Annotated in this window: 1 protein-coding gene; it reads left to right on the top strand. The window is 69.1% G+C overall.

Going from position 1 to position 1,194, the window contains the following annotated elements:
* Nucleotides 1-1,173, top strand: a 1,173-nt coding sequence (locus tag Q0066_RS04305) for a solute carrier family 23 protein (protein ID WP_298130382.1), incomplete at its 5' end; no start/stop codon positions are given.
* Between the last annotated feature and the right edge of the window lie 21 nt (nucleotides 1,174-1,194).

The following is a 1,194-nucleotide window of genomic DNA, read 5'->3' as shown; positions in this document are numbered from 1 at the left end:
ACCGCCATCTACGGCGCGGGCGGCAACCCGGCCGATCTGACCGGCGCGATGCTGTGGGTCGGCGTGCTGCTGTTCATCGTCGGTGTGATCATCCATTTCGCCGGGTCGCGGGTGGTCCACGCCGCGCTGCCGCCGGTGGTGACCGGTGCCGTGGTGATGCTGATCGGCTTCAACCTGGCCCCGGTGGTGGCCGGCACCTACTGGCCGCAGGACCAGTGGATCGCGCTGTTCGTGATGCTGGTCGTGGTGGTGCTCAGCGTCGGCGTGCGAGGCTTCCTGGGCCGGATCGCGATCTTTCTGTCGCTGCTGATCGGCTACCTGGTGAGTTGGCTGGCGGACGTCGTCTCGGGCCCGATCACGTCGTTCAGCCCGGCGGCCGGTGAGGTGACCACTCATCTGCGGGTGGACTGGAGCGCGGTCGAGGCGGCACCGCTGATCGGCTTCCCGCCGGTCACCGATCTGGCCCACTGGCAGTTCCAGGCCGCCGGCAACGTCGTCGGACTGCATGCCCCGAACTTCAATTTCGCGTTTGCACTGATCGCGCTGCCGGTGGTGATCGCGCTGATCGCCGAGAACACCGGGCACGTCAAGGCGGTGGCCGAGATGACCGGCACGAACCTCGACCGCGACATGGGCCGGGCGATCGCCGCCGACGGCCTCGGCTCGGTGCTGGCGACTGCGGTCGGTGCCGGCCCGACCACCACGTATGCCGAGAACATCGGCGTGATGGCGGCCACCCGGGTGTACTCGACCGCCGCCTACGTGGTGGCCGCGGTGGTGGCGATCCTGTTCGGCTTCTCGCCGAAGTTCGGCGCCATCATCTCGGCGACGCCCGGCGGGGTACTGGGCGGCATCACGGTGGTGCTGTACGGCATGATCGGCCTGCTCGGCGCCAAGATCTGGAAGGAGAACCGGGTCGACTTCGGCAACCCGATCAATCTGGTCCCGGTCGCGGCCGGCATCATCATCGGCATCGGTGACGTCTCGCTCGAGATCGCGCCCGGCTTCGTGCTGAGCGGTATCGCCCTGGGCACCATCGTCACGGTGGCCGTCTATCACCTGGCCCGCGCACTCGCACCGGCCGAGCTTCGAGCGGACACCCACGGCGCCGTCCTGATCGTCGACGAGCCGGGCGCCTGGACCGACTCGGACGACGACCCGCCGGCCCGCTGATCCGCTGATCCGCTGATCCGC

It is taken from the genome of Micropruina sp. (genome assembly GCF_027492755.1).
In the GTDB taxonomy this organism is placed as follows: Bacteria; Actinomycetota; Actinomycetes; order Propionibacteriales; family Propionibacteriaceae; genus Micropruina.
Note: the sequence above shows the minus strand (reverse complement) of the source record. Positions and strands in the feature narration are given on the sequence as shown.